19 protein-coding genes are annotated in these 20,782 nt (G+C 69.2%); 15 read left to right on the forward strand and 4 right to left on the reverse strand.

Annotated elements, in window-relative coordinates; translation table 11 throughout:
- The 6 genes from VNS22_RS07660 to VNS22_RS07685 all read left to right on the forward strand — a co-directional run.
- A partial coding sequence (locus VNS22_RS07660) for a hypothetical protein (RefSeq protein ID WP_325731215.1) occupies window positions 1-868 on the forward strand: 868 nt, incomplete at its 5' end.
- A 297-nt stretch (window positions 869-1,165) separates the two neighbouring features.
- Window positions 1,166-2,683 carry a hypothetical protein gene (locus VNS22_RS07665; protein ID WP_325731217.1) on the forward strand — a complete coding sequence of 506 codons (1,518 nt, stop codon included), beginning with the start codon at window positions 1,166-1,168 and terminating at the stop codon, window positions 2,681-2,683.
- Complete coding sequence (locus VNS22_RS07670; RefSeq protein ID WP_325731219.1) at window positions 2,667-3,887, forward strand: aminotransferase class I/II-fold pyridoxal phosphate-dependent enzyme; 1,221 nt, start codon at window positions 2,667-2,669, stop codon at window positions 3,885-3,887. Before VNS22_RS07665 ends, VNS22_RS07670 begins: the two co-directional genes overlap by 17 nt.
- Window positions 3,884-4,744 carry an SDR family NAD(P)-dependent oxidoreductase gene (locus tag VNS22_RS07675; RefSeq protein ID WP_325731221.1) on the forward strand — a complete coding sequence of 287 codons (861 nt, stop codon included), beginning with the start codon at window positions 3,884-3,886 and terminating at the stop codon, window positions 4,742-4,744. Before VNS22_RS07670 ends, VNS22_RS07675 begins: the two co-directional genes overlap by 4 nt.
- A 141-nt stretch (window positions 4,745-4,885) precedes the next feature.
- The gene (locus tag VNS22_RS07680) at window positions 4,886-5,773 is read left to right on the forward strand and encodes a peptidoglycan-binding protein (protein ID WP_325731223.1); all 888 of its coding nucleotides are present in this window, start codon (window positions 4,886-4,888) and stop codon (window positions 5,771-5,773) included.
- 52 nt (window positions 5,774-5,825) lie between these two features.
- Window positions 5,826-7,097 (forward strand): hypothetical protein, encoded by a 1,272-nt coding sequence (locus VNS22_RS07685; protein ID WP_325731225.1) that lies wholly within the window; start codon window positions 5,826-5,828, stop codon window positions 7,095-7,097.
- Window positions 7,098-7,133: 36 nt separating this feature from the next.
- On the opposite strand, the gene VNS22_RS07690 is transcribed toward VNS22_RS07685, so the two are convergent.
- On the reverse strand, window positions 7,134-7,571 hold the full coding sequence (locus tag VNS22_RS07690; RefSeq protein ID WP_325731226.1) for a BPSL0067 family protein: 438 nt from the start codon (window positions 7,569-7,571) through the stop codon (window positions 7,134-7,136).
- 551 nt (window positions 7,572-8,122) lie between these two features.
- Between VNS22_RS07690 and VNS22_RS07695 the strand changes: the two genes are divergently transcribed.
- The 5 genes from VNS22_RS07695 to VNS22_RS07715 all read left to right on the forward strand — a co-directional run bounded on the left by VNS22_RS07695 (window position 8,123) and on the right by VNS22_RS07715 (window position 12,668).
- Window positions 8,123-8,365 (forward strand): hypothetical protein, encoded by a 243-nt coding sequence (locus VNS22_RS07695; RefSeq protein ID WP_325731228.1) that lies wholly within the window; start codon window positions 8,123-8,125, stop codon window positions 8,363-8,365.
- A gap of 30 nt (window positions 8,366-8,395) precedes the next feature.
- Complete coding sequence (locus VNS22_RS07700) at window positions 8,396-10,081, forward strand: hypothetical protein (RefSeq protein ID WP_325731229.1); 1,686 nt, start codon at window positions 8,396-8,398, stop codon at window positions 10,079-10,081.
- Between the two features lie 15 nt (window positions 10,082-10,096).
- Window positions 10,097-11,080 carry a calcium-binding protein gene (locus VNS22_RS07705; RefSeq protein WP_325731230.1) on the forward strand — a complete coding sequence of 328 codons (984 nt, stop codon included), beginning with the start codon at window positions 10,097-10,099 and terminating at the stop codon, window positions 11,078-11,080.
- An 80-nt stretch (window positions 11,081-11,160) separates the two neighbouring features.
- Entirely contained in the window at window positions 11,161-12,144 is a 984-nt protein-coding gene (locus VNS22_RS07710) for a zinc-dependent alcohol dehydrogenase family protein (protein ID WP_325731232.1), read from the forward strand.
- A gap of 131 nt (window positions 12,145-12,275) precedes the next feature.
- The gene (locus tag VNS22_RS07715; RefSeq protein ID WP_325731234.1) at window positions 12,276-12,668 is read left to right on the forward strand and encodes a carboxymuconolactone decarboxylase family protein; all 393 of its coding nucleotides are present in this window, start codon (window positions 12,276-12,278) and stop codon (window positions 12,666-12,668) included.
- 6 nt (window positions 12,669-12,674) lie between these two features.
- On the opposite strand, the gene VNS22_RS07720 is transcribed toward VNS22_RS07715, so the two are convergent.
- Window positions 12,675-13,517 carry a hypothetical protein gene (locus VNS22_RS07720; RefSeq protein WP_325731236.1) on the reverse strand — a complete coding sequence of 281 codons (843 nt, stop codon included), beginning with the start codon at window positions 13,515-13,517 and terminating at the stop codon, window positions 12,675-12,677.
- A gap of 222 nt (window positions 13,518-13,739) precedes the next feature.
- On the opposite strand from VNS22_RS07720, the gene VNS22_RS07725 reads away from it, so the two are divergent.
- A complete protein-coding gene (locus tag VNS22_RS07725; RefSeq protein WP_349261742.1) occupies window positions 13,740-15,170 on the forward strand; it encodes an Nramp family divalent metal transporter in 1,431 nt (476 codons plus the stop codon).
- A 69-nt stretch (window positions 15,171-15,239) separates the two neighbouring features.
- Here the strand turns inward: VNS22_RS07725 and VNS22_RS07730 are convergent, their stop codons facing one another.
- Window positions 15,240-16,739 carry a flavin monoamine oxidase family protein gene (locus VNS22_RS07730; protein WP_325731240.1) on the reverse strand — a complete coding sequence of 500 codons (1,500 nt, stop codon included), beginning with the start codon at window positions 16,737-16,739 and terminating at the stop codon, window positions 15,240-15,242.
- 339 nt (window positions 16,740-17,078) lie between these two features.
- On the opposite strand from VNS22_RS07730, the gene VNS22_RS07735 reads away from it, so the two are divergent.
- The gene (locus tag VNS22_RS07735; protein WP_325731242.1) at window positions 17,079-17,531 is read left to right on the forward strand and encodes an SgcJ/EcaC family oxidoreductase; all 453 of its coding nucleotides are present in this window, start codon (window positions 17,079-17,081) and stop codon (window positions 17,529-17,531) included.
- An 83-nt stretch (window positions 17,532-17,614) separates the two neighbouring features.
- On the opposite strand, the gene VNS22_RS07740 is transcribed toward VNS22_RS07735, so the two are convergent.
- Window positions 17,615-18,448 carry an AraC family transcriptional regulator gene (locus VNS22_RS07740; protein WP_325731244.1) on the reverse strand — a complete coding sequence of 278 codons (834 nt, stop codon included), beginning with the start codon at window positions 18,446-18,448 and terminating at the stop codon, window positions 17,615-17,617.
- A gap of 380 nt (window positions 18,449-18,828) precedes the next feature.
- Here VNS22_RS07740 and VNS22_RS07745 point away from each other — a divergent pair, with 380 nt between their 5' ends.
- Together VNS22_RS07745 and VNS22_RS07750 are read left to right on the forward strand one after the other, a co-directional pair.
- A complete protein-coding gene (locus VNS22_RS07745; protein WP_325731246.1) occupies window positions 18,829-20,001 on the forward strand; it encodes a patatin-like phospholipase family protein in 1,173 nt (390 codons plus the stop codon).
- Window positions 20,002-20,038: 37 nt separating this feature from the next.
- Window positions 20,039-20,776 carry an acetoacetate decarboxylase gene (locus VNS22_RS07750; RefSeq protein ID WP_325731248.1) on the forward strand — a complete coding sequence of 246 codons (738 nt, stop codon included), beginning with the start codon at window positions 20,039-20,041 and terminating at the stop codon, window positions 20,774-20,776.
- Window positions 20,777-20,782: the final 6 nt, after the last annotated feature.

Raw genomic sequence — 20,782 nt, forward strand, 5'->3', positions numbered from 1 at the left:
CCTGCCGCGCTCGCAGGTGGGCAACATCATCGATAACTGCCCCTCCGGCCAGAGTGTCTGCGTAGGCTCCGGGCTCGACTACGCCTGCTGCGGCAGCGGCACCGTCTGCGCGGATTCCTGCGACGAGGACGGCGACTGCGAGCCCTATTGCGAGCCGAGCATCAGCTGCTTCCCGGGCGACGCCACGGTCCTGACCGAGGCGGGCGAGCACAAGCCCATGGCCGACGTCCGGGTGGGCGACCGGGTCCAGGTGGTTCATGCCGACGGCACGCTGGGCTTCGAGGACGTCTACCTGCAGACCCATCAGGATGCGGCCGTCACCCAGACCTATGTCCGGCTGACGCTGGATTCCGGTCGCTCCCTGGTCCTCTCCCCCCGCCACTTCATCCCGACTGCCACGGACGGTTCCGCCTGGGACGACCGGCTGATCGTGGGTGCGAACGAGGTGCAGGCCGGTGACCGGGTCTGGTACCTGGGCGAGGACGGCCAGATGCAGCTCGGCACCGTCGTCACCGCGTCCCGCGAGGCCGCCACCGGCGCCTTCAATCCCTTGACCATGCAGGGATCCATCGTGGTGGACGGCGTGGTCGCCTCCGCCCACAGCGACTGGTTCCTGGACGGCTATGTCTCGGCCCATGCCCAGGCGCAGATCTACCAGGCGATGTTCGCGCCGGTGCGCGGCATCTACACGCTGATCGGCCCGGAATGGACCCGCACCATCGCCGAGGACTGGGGCGTGGTCGACGCAGCGCGCGCAGGCACTGCCAGCCCGGCCCCGCTCGGTGCGACTGCCCTGCTCGGCGGCGGCCTGCTGCTTGGCTTCATTGGTCTCCATCTGGTCCGCCGGCGCCGTGCCAAGCTGGCCTGATCCGGCCCCCCAGGCGGCCAGCATCGTCGACCGCTTCGCCGGCTACCGGCGGCTGCGGCGGCGGCTGGCCGCCACTGAATTCCATGGAATTCCACACTCGGACTATTGCAACAAACATCGTTTCTACAACAGGCTCGCAAGGTTGACGCCGTGATCGCGTGCGGCTTGGAGGAAGCGGTCCGCTTTCCGGCAAGTGATCGTCAAGAGCGACCAGAGATGTCGCCCGAGGACAGGGAGTTCCCGATCATGGACGCGCGGCTTTGGGTGCCTGCGGGATTTCGGCGCAGGATGGGTTCGTTGGTCGCCACCTTGGCCGTGGCGGGCGGACTGGCCTTCGCTGCACCGGCCAGTGCTGCCGAGCCGTCCGACCTGCAGACCATGCTCTCGTCCATGGGACTGGCACCATTGGCCGCGCAAGCCAGCGACCGGCCCGAGGACGTCCGCTCGGTGCTGCAGAAGCGGTTCGCGGAGGTCCGCAAGTCGATCGACCGCTGCCAGACCTTCCTCGGCCGGAACTTCCCGAAAACGGCGACGGACGCCATCCTGAAGGGCGTGGCGCTGAAGCCTGGCGGGTTCGATGCGGCGGTCGCGGCCGCCCATGCCAGGCTCAATGATGCAGCCAGCAGCGGCAGGCTCGCTAGGCACGATCTGGACGTTTGCGTGCGGCTGGTCGACATGCGGATCGGCGGGCGCACCGAGTATGTGCGCAGCCTGGAGCAGATTGACCGCTCCATCTACAAGTGCGGCAAGGTCCTGGCCGCCGGCACGCCCAGCCAGGCTGCGGTCGATGTGCTGCGGACGCTCGACCGGCGTGCCGGCTCGCCCACCTACACCGAAGCCGGCACGCTGGCCGCCCTCGACCGTGCCTTCGGCCGGTCTACCGGGCTCACGCGCCTGGACCTGGATACCTGTGCTGCAGCCTATGATCTCGACAGGGAAACGCAGCCGCTAACCTCACCCAGGCTCGACGTGTCCTACTGCCCTGCCGGCTCCACGTTCTGCGAGGGCACGGTCCCGGGCTATACCTGCTGCAGCGCGCCCTTGCCGGTCTGCGCGCAGTCCTGCGACGAGGACGGCGACTGCGAGCCCTATTGCGAGCCGAGCCTCAGCTGCTTCCCGGGCGACGCCACGGTGCTGACCGAATCCGGTGACCACAAGCCCATGGCCGACGTCCGGGTGGGTGACCGGGTCCAGGTGGTGCATGCCGACGGCACGCTCGGCTTCGAGGACGTCTACCTGCAGACCCACCAGGATGCGGCCGTCACCCAGACCTATGTCCGGCTGACGCTGGATTCCGGCCGCTCCCTGGTCCTGTCCCCCCGCCACTTCATCCCGACTGCCACGGACGGTTCCGCCTGGGACGACCGGCTGATCGTGGGTGCGAACGAGGTGCAGGCCGGCGACCGGGTCTGGTACCTGGCCGAGGACGGCCAGATGCGGCTCGGCACGGTCGCCACCGCGTCCCGCGAGGCCGCCACCGGCGCCTTCAATCCCTTGACCATGCAGGGCTCCATCGTGGTGGACGGCGTGGTCGCCTCCGCCCACAGCGACTGGTTCCTGGACGGCTACGTCTCGGCCCATGCCCAGGCGCAGATCTACCAGGCGATGTTCGCGCCGGTGCGCGGCATCTACACGCTGATCGGCCCGGAATGGACCCGCACCATCGCCGAGGACTGGGGCGTGGTCGACGCAGCGCGCGCAGGCACCGGCTCGCCGGCCGCGCTGCCGCTCGGGGCGGCGGCACTCGGCGGCGGCCTGCTCGTCGCCCTTCTGGGTCTCCATCTGATCCGCCGGCGCCGTGCCCGACTGGCCTGATCCGGCCCCCCAGGCGGCCAGCATCGTCGACCGCTTCGCCGGTTACCGCCGGCTGCGGCGGCGGCTGGCCTCCGCGGCCCGCCAGGGCATGCTCGACCTGCTGTTCCGCGAGCGCCCGGACACGCCCGCGATCGACTTCAGCGGCTATGACTATCTGGCCCTGTCGGCCCACCCGACTGTGCGCGCCGCCGCCAAGGCTGCAATCGACCGCTACGGCACCTCGGTCTCGGCCAGCCGGATCGTGTCCGGGCAGATCGGCCTCCATGCCGAGCTCGAGCGGCGCCTGGCCGCCTTTCTCGGCACCGCCGACTGTCTGGTCCTGGTCAGCGGCTACCTCACCAACGTCACGGTGATCGACCATCTGTTCGGCACGCCCGACCTCGTGGTGCACGACACCGGCGCCCATAACAGCATCCTGACCGGCGCCCGCCTGTCCGGCGCCACCCAGCTCTGCTACCCCTGCCAGGATTGGGCGGCGCTCGACCGCCTCGTAGGCCCGGTCCGCTCGAACCACCGGCGCGGCCTGCTGGTGGCCGAAGGCCTCTACAGCATGGACGGCCTGGTACTGGACCTGGCGGCGGCCAGGGAAGCCTGCCAGCGCCACGACCTCCTGCTGATGGTCGACGAGGCCCATTCGCTGGGCACGCTGGGTGCCACCGGCCGGGGCATTGTCGAGCAGGCGGGCCTGCCGCCCACGGCCGTCGACATCCACATGGGCACGCTCAGCAAGGCGCTGGCGAGCTGCGGCGGCTATCTGGCCGGCGATGCCGGGCTGATCGAGTATCTGCGCTACCTGGCACCCGGCTTCATCTTCAGCGTCGGCCTGCCCCCCGCCGACACCGCGGCTGCCCTGGCGGCCATCGACGTGCTGGAACGCGAGCCCTGGCGGGCCGCGGAACTGCACGAACGGATCCGCCTGTTCCGCCGCCTGACTGCTGCCCATGACCTGCCGCTCACCGGCGATCCCGGCTCGCCGATTGCTTCGCTGGTGGTGGGCGATCCGGAAGCCTGCATGGCCCTGGCCGGCGAGCTGGCGGCGCTGGGCGTGCACGTGCCGCCGGTCCTGCCGCCGGCCGTGCCCGCCGATGCCGCGCGGCTGCGCTTCTTCGTGACCCTCCACCACCAGCCGGCGCAACTGGCCGATGCGGTGGAGAAGCTGGCGCGGGCCTGGCGGAGCCTGCCGCACCTGGCCCGCGCCGCATGAGCGGCCACGCCATCATCAGCGGCGGCTCCAGCGGCATCGGGCTCGCCATCGCGCGGGAACTGGCCAGCAGCGGCTGGCGCCTCTCGCTCCTGGCCCGCGACCGGGACCGGCTAGCGGCATCCGCCGACCTCCTGGCAGCCGATGGCGCCATGGCCGTGCGTGTCCACCCGGTGGACGTCGCCGACCAGCCGGCACTGGCCGCAGCGGTGCAGGAAGCGGTGGCGGCCCTGGGCCCGCCATCCCTGCTGATCGCCGCTGCCGGCATGGTGGTGCCCGGCCACTTCGCCGAGCTGGAGGATGCCGCCTTCACCCGGACGATGGCGGTCAACTATCTGGGCAGCCTGCATCTGGTGCGCGCAGCCCTGCCGGCACTGCGCCGGGTGCCTGGTTCCCGGATCGTGCTGCTCTCCTCCGGTGCCGGCCTGATCGGCCTCTACGGCTACACGGCCTATGCCCCGACCAAGTTCGCGGTGCGGGGCCTGGCCGAGGCGTTGCGCAGCGAGCTGGCGCCAGAGGGGATCGGTGTCTCCGTGGTGTTCCCGCCCGATACCGACACGCCCCAGCTCCATGCGGAGCGCCGCCTGCGCCCCCTGGCGACCAGCCGGATCGCCGCCGGCGCAAGAGTCCAGCCGGCCGACGCGGTGGCCCGGGCGATCCTGCGCGGCGTCCGCCGCAACCGGTTCGTGATCGCCCCCGGCTGGGAGATGGCCGCGCTCGCCTGGCTGCACAGCTTCGTGGGCCCGCTCCTGCACCGCTTCTGGTTCGACCGGATCATCCGCGGCTGCCGCCGGCAGCCTCCCGCCGGGGATGTGTCAGGGATCACTTGCCAACCAGCCCAGGATGACAGAATATCCTGAAGCCGGTTACTATGGGCCTGTTCCTCGATTGTTTTTCCGGCATCAGTAATAGTCTTCGTCATGTCCGGGCCCATTGCTCGCCTTTGTCGCCGCCCCGCCGGCAGGCTGGACGTCCAGGTCTCAGCAACAGGGACAACCGTCATGGCGATCGCTTCCCTGCCGCCTCGCCCGCACGCCCCTCCGCGCGTGGCGCCACCGGACAAGGGTACGCTTGGCGCTGCCGCGGTCGATGCGCTGTTCCCCAGCGGCAGGGCCGAGCACCGCCAGGCCTTTGTCCGCCACTGGCCGGCCCTGGCCGGCCAGTACGGCCTGGACGCCCATCCCTGGCGCCGCGAGTTCTTCCTGGCTCAGCTCGGCCATGAATCCGGCGGGCTCGCCATCCTGGAGGAGAACCTCCACTATGAGGCCCGGCGCCTGCTGGCCGTGTTCCCCCGCCATTTCCGCACGCTGGAGGAGGCGCAGGCCTGTGCCGCGGCACCGGAGCGGCTGGCCAACCGGGTCTATTGCGACCGGATGGCCAATGGCGACGAGGCCAGCGGCGACGGCTACCGCTTTCGCGGCCGGGGCTACATCCAGCTCACCGGCCGCGCGAACTACCGCGAGATCGGCCGCCTCACCGGCCTGGCTCTGGAAGCGCAGCCGGACCTGGCCCGCCATCCCGACCATGCGCTGCATTGCGCCGCCGCGTTCTGGACATCGCGCGGACTGAACGAGCTGGCCGATGCCGGCCGGTTCGAGGAGGTCACCCGCCGCATCAATGGCGGCCTGCACGGGCTGGAGGACCGCCAGGCTTGGCTCGACAAGGTCCGCCGCGTGCTGGCCGCCCCGCCCGCCGAGCTGCTGCTGGACGTCCCTGCCGTGCTCCGGCTCCAACGCGCCCTGCAGCAGCAGGGCTATGCCGAACTCGGTGCCGCCGACGGCCAGGTCGGCCCGCGCACCCTGGCCGCGGTCGCCCGGTTCCGCCAGGACCACGGACTTGGCCCGGGCGGGATCGACCGCCGCTTCCTCGACACGCTCGCTTCCGTCTGAACCGGCCCCACCCCGGAATCCCTGCGCCATTCCTGCCCCGGACATTCCCGCCATGCCCGTCTGGATCGGCTTCTCCCTGGTCGAGTGGTGCCTCATCGCGATGCTGGCCCTGTTCTTGCCGCTGGCGGTGTTCTTCGGCCGGGGCAGCGTGCGCCAGCGCCGCCTGACGATCCTGGACAATCTTGAGGCGGCGGCGCGCCGGGCCATGCCCGATCACCAGCAGGTCGAGGTGCCGCTCCTGGCACTGGTGCGGGCGCGCTATGCGCCGCCGGTGATGCTGGGCCCGGATGGCCGCCCCGACGCCCATGCGAACCTGCGTCGCGCGGTGCGCGAGGTGCTGGCCTATGCCGTGTCCAGCGCCAGCTTCGTGATGCTGTGCCTGGCCGGCTTCTACCTCCTGCTGGGGGTCGGTCGGAGCATCGCAGTCGATCCGGGCATCCTCCTCCAGGGCCTGTCCGAAGCCGCCGCCGGCTCGTCGGAGGCTGCCGCGTACCGCACCGTGACGGCGCTGGTGGTGGGGGCGGCCTTTCTCGGCGCCTATGTCTGGTCGATCAACTACCTGATCCTGCGGGTCGCCAACTACGACCTGTCGCCACTCGACTGGCTGCGGGTGTCGGTCCATCTGCTGCTGACCTGCCTGGTCGCCGGCGTGTTTCGCCACGTCGTCGCCGTCGGCACCGGCCTGGAGCTGGCCGCGGCCTTCGTGCTGCTCGCTGCCTTCCTGATGGGCATGTTCCCCTCGCTGGGGCTGAGCGCGCTCGCCGACCGGCTGCCGCCCAGCTTCCGGCTGAAGCGGATCGTGCCGGAAGGCGACCGGATCGCCCGGGAGTTCCCGCTCGACCTGATCGACGGGATCGATGCCGGCATCCGCTTCCGCCTCGCCGCCTACGAGATCGACGACGCGCAGAACCTCGCCACGGAGAACCCGCTCAGCCTCTATGTCGGCACGCCCTACAACCTGTTCCAGATCATGGACTGGATAGCGCGGGCCCAGCTCCTGGTGGCGGTCGGCCCGGCCCGCTACCTGGCCCTGCGCGAGCGCAACCTGTCCGACATCCACGCGCTGCTGGCGATCGGCGAGACGGAAGCCGGCCGCGCCTTCCTCGCCCCTGTCCTGTTCGACGGAGTGCCGCCCGACCAGGTGCCCGACGAGGTGATCGTCCGCCATCTGGCGGCGCTGGCCGACAGCCTGCACGTGCGCCGGCTGCGTGCGCTCACGAGCTTCCTCGGCCAGACCATGGACCCGCCCGCCAGGCCCGGCCCGATCGCTCCCATCCGGCCGACCGTGGTGCATCCGCGCTCCGGCGGACACGCCGGGACCTGACGCCCGCCGGCACCACTCGCCACAAGCACGCTTCGTTCAGTTGATCACCCGGTAGCGGCTGGCGTCGTTGCTCTTGCTGCCGCTCTTGCTGCCCAGCCCGCCGGCCAGACGGATCAGCCGCTTGTGCACCGGCTGGCCGCGCCACTGGTCGTAGACCCAGATCCCCCGATGGTCCTGGCCGACATAGATGGCGGCATGGTTGCCGGTGCGGCTCGTATAGCTGCCGTCCCGCTCGAAGGTGGCGATCGCGACGCCCGGCGGCAGGCCGGTATTGCCGAGGACCTTGGCCCCTGGCCGCCATGCCGCGGTGCGCGGCACGCCGGCTGCCGCCTTGACGAAGTCGACGCAGTGCCCGGGTCCGACCACCCGGCCCAGATGGGCATGCGGCCGCTCCGCTACATAGGGCCCGGCCGCCAGTGCCGGCGCCGCCAGGCAGGCGAGGCCGGCCGCCAGCATGGACATGGTTCTGGACATGGCGTTCCTCCGGACGGGCGGCCGTCCGTTCCCGACGGACGATCCGACCTGCGGGGCCAGTGATCATGCACGGCGCGGCCGGCTAGCCAGAACCACGCATGCCTTGTCATCTGGTGATAGTGGCGCGTCATGACCACAACCTGACTGCGACTTCGGGCCCCGCGGCCGAGCCAAGATCATGCACGGCACCGGTCGCGGCCCTGCCGCGGTCGACCGGGCCGGATCCGGCAAGCCCCAAGACCGGAATCAGTCCGGCGGGAGCGGCTTCCTGACCGGGTACGGAACTGGCTTTGTCGGGATGGCCCGGCGAGCCGGCGTCGCGCGGAGCATGCCGACAATAACATCGCCTCGATTCTCGCGATCTTCTCAATGTCCGGCAGGATCATCGATTGTATCTTCAGTAATACTTCCAATAATTTGTTGAGCTTAATTCAGTTGACCAAGCGAAATGCCTGCAACAATCTCGCAATACCATTTGATGACACACCGAATGTTCGTCATGCTCGCCCGACAACATGGCGATCTTGTATGCTGGCATTGGAGGATCAGCCATGTTCCACCGGCGCGGCCTGCCGGCACGACATGCGTTCGCCATCACGCGACGCGGTGTCCTCCGGGCAGGTACCTTTGCGGCCGCTGCCACCCTGCTGGGGCCGACGGTCGGTGCCGACGCGGCCTCCGACCTGATCCCGTGGTACGAAATCCGGGCCTATGACGGTGACCTGCCGCCGTTGCCCCGGACCTGGACCAAGTCGCGGCCGCCCTGGCGGACCGGGCGTGGTCGCAGACACTGAACCGGCCGAGCCGCACGAGGGCATCCCACCATGGTACTTCCCGAATACCGGCTGATCGGCTGCCCGATCTATGCCTCGACCCAGGCCAACATCCGCTGGCCGGCCGGACATTACTTCTCCTTCCAGGCGGCCAAGAGCGGCACGGTCCGGCGCTTCCTGTGGCAGACCCAGGGTGCCCGCAAGCATGCCGAGCCCGACGACGCGCATTGCGGCGGCAATTTCGGCCGCTACCTGGTCAGGTTCTACCGCTGCACCGACTGGACCCAGCCCAAGGGCGCGCAGCTCGCGGCCGGCGTGCTGGCGCCGGGCGCGGACGGCTATTATCCCGGCCGGCACGTGAACGGCTTCGACGGCTGGAACCCTCAGGGCTCGCCGGTCTCGGGCCCGATCGACAGCCCGGAGCTGGTGGGCGGCCTGCATGTCCAGGCCTGGATGAACCGGGTCCAGCCGCTGAACGGCGTCTCCTATTATTCCGGCACCGCCTTCGTCTATATCGACGTGGCGGCCGTCAATGGCGGCCCATGGAACGTGACCGAGGGCGAGTGGATCCTGGCGGAGTTCGTCAACACCGCCCCCGACCCCACGGTCAATTTCTCGTTCGACAACAACGCATTCTCGGCCGCGGCCGCCCATCCGGGCCAGGAAGCCTCCCGCTCGCCTCTGGACCGGCTCCTGGCGGTGCGCGAGTACCTGCCCGCCACCCAGCAGCCCAGCACCAACCAGACCGCCGGCGGTGCGCGCGGGATGACCCCGTTCTACATGCTGGGCTACGAGGACGGCACCTGGTACGGCCAGCCCTGGTACTATCGGGGCCGCTATACCGGCGGCAATCCGAGCGGCGACCTGTTCGACGAGAACCCGACCAACCCCTCCGGCACCCCGCCGGCCGACACCAGCCGCGGCCCGGCCCTCCTGTTTTACGGCACCAAGCGCCTACGCCAGGTGCTGACCCCGCCTTCGGATTTCGGCGGCGAGACCGTCGACGTGATCTCCGTCCATGCCTGGCGTTGGACCAGCCTGTCCGGCTACACGCAGAATCGGCGCTTAGGGGTGCGCATCCTGCGCATCGCCACGACGTCGGGCCGCACCGTCTCGCCTTACACCCAGGTCTGGCCGCCCACCAACGCCAGCGGCAGCGACGTGTTCCGGGTCGGCACCGGCACCGACAGCGGTCCGTTCATGGCCTTCCCGGCCGATACCTTCGTGGCATTCGGCCAGAACGTGGTGTCCGGCACCACGCTCTCCATCACGCCGTCGAACCTGACCAGCCGCACCTCGCCCACCCTCACCCAGTTTGAGCAGGCGGTGCCCAACATCCGCTACGGCCGGCTCACCATCAGCCCGAGCCTGCGCCTGGAGAGCCGCTATCGCTACGTGATCGAGCTCGCCGCCGAGAGCGGCTCGGCTTATGCCATGCAGTTGCAGAAGAACCCGCAACGCTACCTCAACCTGCTGCGCACCAAGTCCGACAACACGCTCGACACCAGCCAGGGCCGGGCCCTGATGCCCGGCCAGACCGCCACCGGGACGCGCCGCCCGGAGATCACGATCCCCCAGGTGTGGCCCTGCCACCCCCATGCGGTGCCAACCTTCAGCCAGGACAACGCCAACAACTCGGGCCGCTACTATAATGCGTCCGGCAAGCTATATTCCGGCACCAGCTGGACCGAGTTCAACGACCACATGTTGCCGGTCTGCTTGGATCCGCCCTCGTAGTGCTGGAGACAAATCATGGCCACGATCATCGGAACTTCCGGAAACGACGATCTCGTCGGCATGTCCTCCAAGGACACGATCTATGGCCGCGGCCGCGACGATCGGCTGGCCGGCGCCGAAGGCAACGACGCCATCTATGGTGAGGCCGGCGACGACCATCTGCTCGGGCAGGAGGGCGACGACCGCATCTATGGCGGCATCGGCAACGACTTGCTGGAGGGCGGCGTCGGGGACGATCTGCTGAACGGCAATGACGGCGACGACATCCTCGACGGCGGCGAGGGCGATGACGACCTGCGCGGGCGGGCCGACAATGACCGGCTGTCCGGCGGTGCGGGCAATGACGTGCTCAAGGGCGACGACGGCGACGACTTCCTGAACGGCGGCGACGGCGACGACCTGCTGCTGGGCGGCGACGGCCAGGACGATCTGCGCGGGGGCTTGGGCAACGACGCGCTCCATGGCGGCGACGGCAACGACTATCTGGATGCCGGCGGCGGCAGCAACGTCCTGTACGGCGATTTCGGCGACGACGTGGTCACCGCCTACAGCCACGACAGGATCGACACCGGCAGCGGCGACGACCGGGTGAGCCTGCTGGGCTCGGAGAGCCTGGACGCCACCATCACCTTCGGCGAGGGCGCCGACACGCTGACCATGGAATATTCTGGCGGAAACCAGGAATTCGCCGGCGGCGGCCAGACCACGATCACCGACTTCGCCCATGGCATCGACCAGATCGGTGCCTTGACCTTCGTCATCGTCGACGATCTCGGCATGGAAACGCTCGGCTTCGACGCGCTCGACAGCAATCGTGACGGCACGATCGATGTGCACGACGCCGGGGTGAGCCTTGCCGACGACACGCTCACGCTCGACCTGGGGGTGGCGCTGACCACGGTGGCCTCGGTGGGCCGGCCGGGCTTCCATGTCGAAGCTCCGATCGTCCTGAACCTGCGGGGAGTCACCGACCTGCACCAGGACGACTTCGTCGCCTGAATCCTGCTGCCGGCACGGTCCCGTGCCTGGCGGACGTGCCGGCCGGCGCCCATGTTTCCGTGCGGCAGGAGGCAAGGCCGATGCGCGCGATGGTCCTGCACGAGATCGGGCGACCTCTGGTGCTGGAGGAACGGCCGGATCCCCTGCCGGGTCCGGGGGAGATCCGCGTGCGGGTGGAAGCCTGCGCCGTCTGCCGCACCGACCTCCACGTGGTCGACGGCGAACTGCCGGACCCCCGCCTGCCGATCGTACCCGGCCACGAGATCGTCGGCACCGTGGATGCGCTGGGCTCAGGGGTGACGAGCCATGTGCAGGGCGGCCGCGTGGGCGTGCCCTGGCTGGGCCACACCTGCGGCCATTGCCGCTACTGCCTGGCCGGCCAGGAGAACCTCTGCGACCGGCCGGGCTTCACCGGCTATACGCGCGATGGCGGCTTTGCCACGCACGTGCTGGCCGATGCGGCATTCGCCTTCCCGCTCGAAGGCTTCGCCGACCCGGTGGCGGCCGCACCGCTGCTCTGCGCCGGGCTGATCGGCTGGCGCTCGCTCAAGCTGGCCGGTGCCGGCACGAGGATCGGGCTCTACGGGTTCGGCGCCGCCGCCCACATCCTGGCCCAGGTCTGCCGCTGGCAGGGCCGCCAGGTCCATGCCTTCACCAGGGCCGGGGACACCGCCGCGCAGGATCTGGCCCGCAGGCTCGGCGCCTGCTTTGCCGGCAGTTCGGACGACCTGCCGCCGGAACCCCTGGATGCGGCGATCATCTTCGCTCCGGTGGGTGCCCTGGTGCCCGCCGCCTTGCGGGCCGTGCGCAAGGGCGGCCGGGTGGTGTGCGGCGGCATCCACATGAGCGACATCCCGAGCTTTCCCTATGCGCTCCTCTGGGAGGAGCGCCAGCTGGTCTCGGTGGCGAACCTCACCCGCGTGGATGCCCATGAATTCCTGGCGCTGGCTCCCGAGGCCGGCGTGCGCACCACCACCACCGTCTACCCGCTGGAGCGCGCGAACGAGGCGCTGGACGACCTGCGCCACGGCCGGTTCCAGGGTGCCGCGGTCCTGATCCCCTGAGGCTGGACCCGCTGCCAGCTTCGCAGTCTCACGACGACGGCGAGCGGCCACTCTCCCCAAGCAGCGCCCGCCGCCGCTAGAACAGCCAGGGCCGGCGCCGCAAGCCCGGCCGAGCCACCGAGGAGTTCGCCATGCCGCGTCCCGGCCCCATCGAATACAAGGACGCCAGCCCGGAAGTCCGGCGTGTCTATGACGACATCAAGACGAGCCGGAACGTTCCGGACGTCAACAATTTCTGGAAGTACCTGGCCAACGACCCGAAGACGCTGGCCCGCACCTGGGAGAGCATCAAGGAGATCATGGCCGAGGGTGCCCTGCCGCCGCTCGTCAAGGAACTGATCTACATCGCGGTGAGCGCCACCAATGGCTGCGAGTACTGCATCGCCTCCCATTCCGCCGCCGCGGCCAAGGCCGGCATGACGCCAGAGATGTTCGCCGAGCTGGTGGCCGTGGTCGGCATGGCCAACGAGACCAACCGGCTGGTGGCGGCCTACCGCGTCCCGGTCGACCCGCAGTTCGGCTGAACCGGCTCAGCCGCTCCCCGCACCGCGCAGCCTCGCCCACAGCCGGCGCCAGCCGGACGGCTGCCCGGCTGCGGGACGGCGCGGCAGCCGGGCGGCGGCCACGTCGCGGCAGAACGCGGCATATCCGGCGCTGACCGGGATCGGCACACCTGTTTCCTGCGCATAGGCCTGGAGTGTTGCCGGCTCCGCGGGCTGGCCATGCTCCTGGCACCAGCGGCCGAACGACAGTTCCTGCCCCCACCAGCCCGCGGCCTTCGGCTGCAGGGCCAGGACCATCCGCGCCGTGTCGTCCGGTGCCTGCGGTGCGGCCAGTTCCGCCCAGATGTCCGCATAGAGATAGTCCGGCCGGCGCCCGCCCGTGGCATCGAGCACCAAGTCCGCCAGCCTGCTGCCCAGCGCATCGCCCTGGACGATCCTGACCTTGTCGCCTCTGGGCCAGCGGTCCATCCCGGCGGCGGCCCGGGCCACGGCGATGACCTCTTTCGCCTGCTCGACCACCACGACCCGCAGCACCTCCGGCCGCTGGACCGCGGCATGGGCGTACATCGCCATGCCCAGCCCCGCCACGACCACCACGCCCACGGCCTGGTGCACATGGAAGGCGTGGCTCTCCAGCTCCATCAGGCTGGTCGACATCCAGGCGGTGCGGCCGTGGTGGAGGACGTGGCGCTCCGGCTCCAGGACCGCGCCCGGCAGGTAGCCCTCGACCGGCCCGCGGCCGTAGCGCGCCACCCGCCACGAGCCCACTGCGGCGTCCTGGTAGCGCGGCACCGGGAACAGCCCGAAGCCGTAGCGCGCCAGCATGGCCTGGTGGCGGGCGGGATGGGGGAGCAGTGACGGGTCGGCCATGGCCCGGCTGCTCTAGGCTGGCGATGCCCCCAGGCCAAGGGCCGTCTAGTCCTTCCAGGTTGCCGCAATGACTCGGGACCCGAAGTAATTTACACAAAAGATCTGGAATAGCAAAGTCTTCGCTTTCCTGGTTGAAGCCTCGCCAGCCGCAGCAGGCCATTCCACCGGAAGCGGCCCCGGCTAGGTTGAAGACGCCGCTAGAAGGGGAGCGCGCTTTTGTCTATTGCCCCGAACAAGGACCGCCCGAAGGTGGCGGCTCCGGCCCATCTGGTCCCGGATACTGATCCCTATCACCTGACTCCGGAAGGCATCCAGGAGCCGCCGGTCGGCTGGAAGCACAGCCTGAAGCATCTCGGCCCGGGCCTGATCCTGTCCGCATCCATCGTCGGCTCCGGCGAGCTGATCGCCACCACCACGCTGGGGGCCACTGCCGGCTTCGCCCTGCTCTGGCTCGTGATCTTCTCCACGCTGGTGAAGGTCGCCGTTCAGGTGGAGCTGGCGCGCTGGACGATCTCGACCGGCCAGCCGGCGCTCACCGGCTACAACAAGGTGCCGCCGAAGCTCGGGCCCGTGGGCTGGATCAACCTGCTCTGGGTGCTGATGGCCCTGTCCAAGATCCTGCAGATCGGCGGTGTGCTGGGCGGCACCGCAGCCTCGCTCAGCATCCTGTTCCCGATCGGCGGCGACCCGCTGGGCATGACCTCCCTGTCGATCTGGACCGCAATCACCGTGGTCGGCAGCATCGCTCTGCTCTACTCGAACAATTACTCGCTGATCGAGCGGGGCGCCGTCTTCCTGGTGGTGATCTTCTCCTTCGTCACCGTCGTGATCGCCCTGGGCCTGCCGTTCACGCCGTTCGCCTACGAGGTCGAGGACGTGCTGGGCGGCCTGGCCTTCGCCATTCCCGCCGGGACGATCGGTGCCGCGATCGCCATGTTCGGCATCACCGGCGTGGGTGCGGACGAGCTGACCTTCTACACCTACTGGTGCATCGAGAAGGGCTATGCCCGCAATGTCGGCCCGAACGACGGCAGCGAGGCCTGGGAACGGCGCGCCAAGGGCTGGATCTCGGTGATGTACAAGGACGCGTTCGTGTCCTGGGCAATCTACACCTTCGGCACTCTGGCCTTCTTCATCATGGGTGCGGCGGTGCTGCAGCCGCAGGGCCTGGTGCCGGTCGGCAACGAGATGATCACCACCCTGTCGCGGATGTACACCGACACGCTGGGCGAGTGGGCGGCGATCCTGTTCCTGCTGGGCTCGTTCGCCGTGCTGGGCTCGACGCTCTGGGCGGCGATCCCCAGCTGGTCCCGGATGTATGTCAACTTCCTCTCGGTGGCAGGCGTGCTCGACTGGCAGAACACCAAGGCGCGCACCGCCTGGATCCGCGGCTTCACCGTGGCGCTGCCGATCATCTGGGGTCTCGCCTACCTGACCATCCAGTCGCCGGTGCTGATGGTCCAGATCGGCGGCGTGATGACCGGCGTGTTCCTGCTCGGCACGGTGGTGGCGGTCTGGTACCTGCGCAAGACCGAGACCGATCCCCGCATCTATGGCGGCGGCCTGTTCAACGCTGCATTGGTGATCAGCAGCATCTCGATCATCCTGCTGGGCCTCTACAGCGCGCTCAACGTGTTCGGCGCGTTCAAGTAGCGCGGATACCTGGCCGGTCTCCTTTCCCCGGCAGTATATGGAGGGAGACCGGCCGTGGCGCGCTGCAGGCTAGGCCTGCAGTGCTGCCAGCACCTCGGCGGCGGCCCGCTCGCCCGAGCGGACCGCCCCTTCCATGTAGCCATTCCAGTAGGTGGCGGTCTCCGTGCCGGCCCAGTGGATGGGCCCCACCGGCTGGCGGAGCACCTCGCCGTAGTCGAGGAGCACGCCGGGCGGCAGGTACCCCACCGGCCCGCCCCGGCTCCATTCGTCACCCGGCCAGTCGACCTCGAAATAGTCGATGGGCCGCTCGGCACGCGGCCCGATCACCTGGGCGAAACTGGCAAGCACCGCGGCGCGCCGCCCGGCCGGATCACGTTCCGCCCAGCGCCGCGCCTCGCTCCCCCGTACGAAGCCGAAGAGTACGCCGGGACTGCCGCTGGGTGGCGTGTTGTCGAAGGTGCTGCGCACTGGCCCATCCCCCTGGAGCGAGATGCCGGACAGGCCCGCATCGCGCCAGAACGGCCGCTCGTAGATCGCCTTGACCTTCATGAGCGAGCCCATCGGGAAGCGCTGGAAGAGCTGCGCCCGCCGCGTCGGCAGCTTGGGCGAGTAGCGGATCGCACCGGCCAGGGCCGGCGGGATCGCGACGATGACCCGCTCGGCGTCCACATGGAAGCCGTCGCTGAATACCCGCACGCCCCGCTGATCGCGGTGCCGCCGGATGGCGCGCACCGGCGCCGACAGATGGAGCTGGCCACCCAGACGTGCCGCCATCTTCTGCGCCAGGAACTGCGAACCACCATGAAAGCGCCGCTCCTGCGCCCCGTCCTTCACGTCGATGAGGCGGGCCAGCGTGCCGGGCACTCCCTCCGTCCCGGCCGCCGCGATGTAGAACAGGCAGAACAGCAAGGAGACATCACGCGGCTCGGCTCCCCAGAGATCCGCATAGGCGCTGAGCATCGCCTTGGCATCGGCGTGGGTCGTGTTGGCATCCAGCCAGTTCTGCAGGGTCAGCGAGTCCCATTCGACCGCGTGCCGCGCGGTCCAGGGCGCGTCCAACGGCACCTCGCGCGCCATCCGGTCGAGCATCCCGGCCAGGCGGCGATATTCCTGCGCCAGCTTCGGATAGAGCCCGCCCTGCCGGCGCACGCCACCCAGCACCGAGACCGCCTGACCCCGGTCGTACGTCCGATAGGTGCCCACCCGGAACCGGCGGGCCAGTTCGAACATCCGCGACTGGGTCGGACCGATGTACTGGCCGCCCGCCTCGATCACCTGATGGTCATCCAGATGATGGTTCAGCACCCGGCCACCCACCCGGTTGCGCGCCTCCAGCACGGCGACGGAGCGGCCGGCCGCCTGGATCTTGAGGGCGGCTGCCAGCCCGGAGAAGCCGGCACCGACCACCACCACGTCGGCACGCAGCCTGGCGGTTGCTGCGGCGGCCGGTGCTGCCGCTCCGGTCGCGAGCAGCCCTCCCGCACCGGCCAGCGCGCCGGCAGCACCCACCAATGTCCCATAGAGGCCGCGCCTGGTGAGCGCGCCCTGACGGCTCGGTTCTTGTGTCATGTCCAGCATCCCTGAAGTGCTGGAATCAGAACTACCAGCTACGCTGCCGGCATTTTTGTCCGCCATTGTCACCGGCCACCGACGTCGACGGAATTCCATCATTCTCCAGTAGGATGACTGGAGCCGGACCGGCATCGATCGTGCATCGTTCGCGGCGAAGAGCACCGGACCAGATCTGTCCGGCCACGGCAGGTCCGGCTCCTGGCGTCGCCTCCTCGCCGCCAGCCTGATCCGCCTCGTCTTCGTGACGAGATGGTTCTGTCAAACAGGCGCCAACAGGCTAGAATGACGCGTCCATAAGTATAACTCGGCCGATAATCGTATCGGCAGGGAGGATCCATGCGTCACCGCCTAGTCGCCCTGTGCACCGCTGCCATGCTTGGAACCAGCCCAGCCTGGGCCGAAACTGCCGAGGAGGCCATCAAGGCCGCCAACCAGCAGTTCGAGGCAGCCTTCAACAAGGGCGATGCTGCCGGCATCGCGAGCCTGTACACATCCGATGCGGCGCTGTTGCCGCCGGGCGAAGCGCGCCTGGAGGGCCGCCCGGCGATCGAGCAGTACTGGAAGGCCGTGATCGATGCCGGGTACAAGGAGTTCACCATGCAGACGCAGGAGGTCACCGAGACTGCCGACGGCGCCGTCGAGTTCGGCAGGTACGGCATCGTCGGACCTGCCACGGATGGAGCCGAAGCGAGGATGGGCGGCAAGTATGCCGTCCTCTGGCGCAATGAGAACGGCAGCTGGCACCTCCACCGCGACATGTGGAACGACGACCCGCCCGTCCAGAACTGACGCCATTCTCCGGAGCAGAATGGGCATCCTGGCGATGGCCGGAGCCCGGCCGGCACTGTCACGGCATTCGCGCCTCACGCCCGCTACTCGAGGGCGAGCATGAGCGTGAACGACAGATGCTGCGGATCCATGTGGTGCCGGGGAATGCCGTGCACCTCGAGCGCGGGATCGTCCGTGACCGTGAAGCGGCTCGCGCGCGCCCAGTGGTCGCACAGGCTCCGGTAGGCACCGAACACCTCGGCGCGCGACCCCTTGAAGCGCAGGCAGGCATAGCGGCCGGATCGGGTGGCGAAGAGGTGCAGGCCGTGCCGCGCCAGCCGGTCCTCGTCCAGGCCGGAACTGCCGGGGATGGTGACGCCGCAGTCGTAGCGAAGCTGCTCGACCGGGGTATGGCGCGGATCGTCATACATCAGCCCGATATACAGCGCGCCATGCCGTGGCACGCCGCACCGGCGCAGCCGGTCCTCGAAATCCCGCCAGTAGCCGCGCACCGCATACAGGTCGCCGATATAGCGCCTGGTCACCAGCACAAAGCCGTCGACCTCCCGGACACCGATCGGACCGTACGCGGCGGTCATCCCTTCCGTCGTGAGTCCCGCCCGGAACCGGCGGCGGAACTGCAACGGCGTGCAGCCGAACCGCCGGATGAAGGCGTGGGTGAAGGATGCCTGGCTGGCATAGCCCAGCCGCATGCTGATCTGCCCCGCCGTATCGCGCGTCCAGCAAAGTCGGATCGCTGCGGCATCCAGCCGGATGCGCCGGAGATAGGCGCCGGGTGGCATCCCGGTCTCCGCCGCGAACAGATGGTGGAGCCGCGTCGTGGACATGCCGAGCCGCCGGGCCAGCGCCGCAAAGCAGACATGCTCGTCCATCTGCTGCTCCATCACCCGGATGGCCTGCGCAATCCTCCAGTCCATGCCCGATCACCCGCGACAGGAACCGCCCGCCAGTCCACGCCAATATTCAGCGGTGGCCCGAAAAGCGTCACCATTGCCAGGGAAGGAGGCCGCAACATTCACGAAATCATCGGCCATCCCATCTGCCGGATGTACAGCCGAAGATGGTGATTTCCAAGCTTGGCCTGCCAGGCGACCAGCGCAGTACCGGCTCAACTTGGTGGCCGAGTACCCCTGGCCATGGCGGTCGGAAATCATCGACTCGCCGCCCAATCTGCGCGACACGTCGTTCTACCGCATTGCACGGTGAAACAAGTCGTTCTACCGCACTGCACCGTGGAACAGGCGCCTGGCGCCCTGCCCGCCTCCCTTGTCCCTGTCCTGCCGGGGGTAGACGTCCCTTGTCCAAGCGACTGAAGCCCAAGAAGAAGAGCCATGTCTGCACCGAGCGGCCGCCGTTCGAGTGCATCGCCCTCTTGCTCCAGGGCGGCGGTGCGCTCGGCTCCTACCAGGCCGGGGTGTATCAGGCGCTGGCCGAGGCGCGGCTCCACCCGGACTGGGTCGCCGGCATCTCGATCGGCGCCATCAACTCCGCCCTGATCGCCGGCAACCCGCCGGAAAAGCGGGTCGAGCGGCTGCGCGCCTTCTGGGAGGAGATCAGCACCCCGCCGTTCGGCCTGCCGACCCTGGACCAGTTCCAGATCAGGGGCGACCTCGCCCGCAGCGCGGTCAACCAGCTGGCCGCGTTCGGCGTGCTCTTGAGCGGTGCGCAAGGCTTCTTCAGCCCGCGCCCGCTCCCGCCCATGTTCTGCCCGCCGGGCGCGCCCGAGGCGCTCAGCTACTATGACGTCATGCCGCTGAAGGCGACGCTGGAGCGCCTGGTCGACTTCGACCGGATCAACAGCGGCGAGACCCGGTTCAGCGTGGGCGCGGTCAATGTGCGCACCGGCAACTTCGTGTATTTCGACAGCGAGCGCCAGACGATCGGGCCGGAGCACATCATGGCCAGCGGCTCCCTGCCGCCGGGCTTCCCGGCCACCGAGATCGAGGGCGAGTTCTACTGGGACGGCGGCATCGTCTCCAACACCCCCCTGCAATGGGTGCTGGAGGGCCGGCCCCGCCGCGACACGCTGGCCTTCCAGGTGGACCTGTGGAGCGCCCGCGGCGAGCTGCCCCGCACGCTGATGGAGGCCGAGGTGCGGCAGAAGGAGATCCGCTTCTCCAGCCGGACCCGGGCGATGACCGACCAGTTCAAGCACGTCCAGCAGCTCCGCCACGCGCTCTCCCGGCTGCTCAAATCCCTGCCGCCCGAGCGCCGCGACGATCCCGACGTGGCGCTGCTGACCGCCGAGGCGGACCACAAGGTCCACAACATCATCCAGCTGATCTACCGCTCCAAGCGCTACGAGGGCTCGGCCAAGGACTACGAGTTCTCGCGGCGGACCATGGAGGAGCACTGGCAGGCCGGCTACCACGACGCCGTCCGCACGCTGCGCCATCCCGAGGTATTGGAGCGCCCGGCCAGTGCCGACGGCGTGTTTACCTTCGACCTTGCCTACCAGGGCCGGGAATAGTTCCCGCCCGGCCGACCTTCACGCGAGCGAGGTGCCGATGACCGAGGACGAGGTGCGCGAACGCGCCTATGCCATGCCGCTGACCAGCCCGGCCTTCCCGCTGGGCCCGTACCGCTTCTACCACCGTGAATATCTGATCATCACCTACCGCACCGACCCGGACCGGCTGCGCGCCGTGGTGCCGGAGCCGCTCCGGATCGACGAGCCCCACGTCAAGTTCGAGTTCATCCGCATGGCGGATTCGACCGGCTTCGGCGACTATACCGAGAGCGGCCAGGTCATCCCGGTGGGCCTGGGCGGCCGCAAGGGCGGCTACACGCTGTGCATGTTCCTGGACGACCACCCGCCGATCGCCGGCGGCCGGGAGCTCTGGGGCTTTCCCAAGAAGCTGGCCAAGCCCACCCTGCGCGCCGACGTCGACACGATGGTCGGCACGCTCGACTACGGCCAGGTGCGGGTCGCCACCGGCACCATGGGCTACAAGCACAAGGTCGCGGATGGTGATGCGGTGCTGGCCTCGATGCGCACCCCCACCTGGCTGCTCAAGATCATCCCCCACGTGGACGGTACCGCCCGGATCTGCGAGCTGGTCGAGTATTATCTGGAGGACATCGAGCTGAAGGGCGCCTGGACCGGCCCGGCCTCCCTGGAGCTCGCCCACCACGCGCTGGCACCGGTGGCCGAGCTGCCGGTGCTGGAGGTCCTGTCCGCCAGCCACGTGATCGCCGACCTGACCCTTGGCCTGGGCAAGGTCGTCCACGACTATCTGGGCTGAACACCC

It is taken from the genome of Geminicoccus sp., assembly GCF_035556675.1.
Lineage (GTDB): Bacteria > Pseudomonadota > Alphaproteobacteria > Geminicoccales > Geminicoccaceae > Geminicoccus.

Coding starts and splice junctions, on each gene's coding strand:
- VNS22_RS07680 (WP_325731223.1), top strand. CDS start 4,886: ATGGCGATCGCTTCCCTGCCGCCTCGCCCGCACGCCCCTCCGCGCGTG.
- VNS22_RS07690 (WP_325731226.1), bottom strand. CDS start 7,571: ATGTCCAGAACCATGTCCATGCTGGCGGCCGGCCTCGCCTGCCTGGCG.
- VNS22_RS07685 (WP_325731225.1), top strand. CDS start 5,826: ATGCCCGTCTGGATCGGCTTCTCCCTGGTCGAGTGGTGCCTCATCGCG.
- VNS22_RS07705 (WP_325731230.1), top strand. CDS start 10,097: ATGGCCACGATCATCGGAACTTCCGGAAACGACGATCTCGTCGGCATG.
- VNS22_RS07750 (WP_325731248.1), top strand. CDS start 20,039: ATGACCGAGGACGAGGTGCGCGAACGCGCCTATGCCATGCCGCTGACC.
- VNS22_RS07740 (WP_325731244.1), bottom strand. CDS start 18,448: ATGGACTGGAGGATTGCGCAGGCCATCCGGGTGATGGAGCAGCAGATG.
- VNS22_RS07730 (WP_325731240.1), bottom strand. CDS start 16,739: ATGACACAAGAACCGAGCCGTCAGGGCGCGCTCACCAGGCGCGGCCTC.
- VNS22_RS07720 (WP_325731236.1), bottom strand. CDS start 13,517: ATGGCCGACCCGTCACTGCTCCCCCATCCCGCCCGCCACCAGGCCATG.
- VNS22_RS07695 (WP_325731228.1), top strand. CDS start 8,123: ATGTTCCACCGGCGCGGCCTGCCGGCACGACATGCGTTCGCCATCACG.
- VNS22_RS07700 (WP_325731229.1), top strand. CDS start 8,396: ATGGTACTTCCCGAATACCGGCTGATCGGCTGCCCGATCTATGCCTCG.
- VNS22_RS07715 (WP_325731234.1), top strand. CDS start 12,276: ATGCCGCGTCCCGGCCCCATCGAATACAAGGACGCCAGCCCGGAAGTC.
- VNS22_RS07675 (WP_325731221.1), top strand. CDS start 3,884: ATGAGCGGCCACGCCATCATCAGCGGCGGCTCCAGCGGCATCGGGCTC.
- VNS22_RS07735 (WP_325731242.1), top strand. CDS start 17,079: ATGCGTCACCGCCTAGTCGCCCTGTGCACCGCTGCCATGCTTGGAACC.
- VNS22_RS07710 (WP_325731232.1), top strand. CDS start 11,161: ATGCGCGCGATGGTCCTGCACGAGATCGGGCGACCTCTGGTGCTGGAG.